This is a genomic window from Herbaspirillum lusitanum P6-12 (assembly GCF_000256565.1).
In the GTDB taxonomy this organism is placed as follows: Bacteria; Pseudomonadota; Gammaproteobacteria; order Burkholderiales; family Burkholderiaceae_D; genus Herbaspirillum; species Herbaspirillum lusitanum.
Genome location: NZ_AJHH01000214.1, coordinates 1 through 1,172 on the forward strand (window position 1 = coordinate 1; position 1,172 = coordinate 1,172).

Sequence of the window (1,172 nt, forward strand, 5' to 3'; positions counted from 1 at the left end):
GGGCCGCATCCTTCCCCTTGTCGTTCTCCGCATTCATCTCATCCAGCAACTGCAGGTGACGCTCGATCTCGAACACGTGCGGATCGTCCTTGCCCAGTTCGCGCAAGGCCACGGCCAGCCCCAGCAGGTAATCGGCGTTGCGTCCGCTCGGGCCTTCCGCGCCGGCGATCTGGCGCGCGATGTCGCGTTCCGACGCCGGACCGAGGAAGGCGGCGTTCTCTTCCGTGGCGATGTAGATCAATCCCTCGGTGCAGCTGCCGTCTTCAAACAGGATGTCGGTAGCCAGGCGCAGGTAGCCGTTCTTTTCGCGGTGATCGAGGTGGGCAAAGACTTCCGGCGTGATCAGATAGGCCATGCCCTCGCATACCGCATCCTCCTGCGCCACCAGGGTGACGACCCGCCCCGGCGCTTCGGCCGTGCCGCGGTGATCGTGCGAGCCTTGCCAGAAGCGCCGGCTCCAGCCGACGATGTGCGCCGGACGGCGCTCGATGAAAGGGAAGTCCGCCTTGAAGATCAGCGATCCATAGCCGAACAGCCACACGCTGTCGTGCTGGTCGAAACGGGTCATGGACTTGTTGCGGGCGATGGTGTTGTCGGACATTGCAGGCGATGCGCGCCGGGGAAGGCGTGACGGGATGTTGATCTGCTGAAATTATAAGGGCAAGCGCCGAAGGGCGTGCCGGGCAAGGCTGGAGCGGGGAGGTGAGCGAGCGGAGAAAACTGGAGAAGAGGGGCGTTGCGCAGAAAATGCCGCTTGGGCAGGTCGCGGCATGCGGCCCGCCCAGGCAAGGGAATCGTCAGTTCTTTTCGTGACCCTGTTCCATGTCGGACAGGCCCGAGTACATGCCGCAGCAATGCGGCTCGCCCCGGTGCGACCCGGTCGTGAGGGCGCTGGAGTCGTTGAGGTAATCGACCAGTTTCCGATACAGCGCAGCGAAGTAATTTTTCATGATGTCCCCCGTTTCCTTGTTGGTTGAGACACGTTGCAAGTCGCCTGATCTGCTCAGGATGTGACCTGCAATCCGCATTTGTAAACGATTACATTAGCCTCGTGAAGCCTGATGCGATGCGGATGTAAATAGTTTATATCATTTATTTTACGGTGTGTTCTCTTTTGCAACTATCAGGCATTTCCTGATAGGGGATGTGGTCTTTTTCCTACGCCGCCCCCC

The 1,172-nt window shown here is 60.2% G+C and carries 2 protein-coding genes; both read right to left on the reverse strand.

Annotation, left to right across the window (positions count from 1 at the left end; all coding sequences use genetic code 11):
* On the reverse strand, positions 1-601 hold a 601-nt coding region (locus HLUSI_RS27405), incomplete at its 3' end, for a gamma-glutamylcyclotransferase (protein WP_016833334.1).
* A gap of 196 nt (positions 602-797) precedes the next feature.
* The gene (locus HLUSI_RS33435; RefSeq protein WP_167321460.1) at positions 798-950 is read right to left on the reverse strand and encodes a hypothetical protein; all 153 of its coding nucleotides are present in this window, start codon (positions 948-950) and stop codon (positions 798-800) included.
* Positions 951-1,172 lie beyond the last annotated feature (222 nt).

Coding starts and splice junctions, on each gene's coding strand:
- HLUSI_RS33435 (WP_167321460.1), bottom strand. CDS start 950: ATGAAAAATTACTTCGCTGCGCTGTATCGGAAACTGGTCGATTACCTC.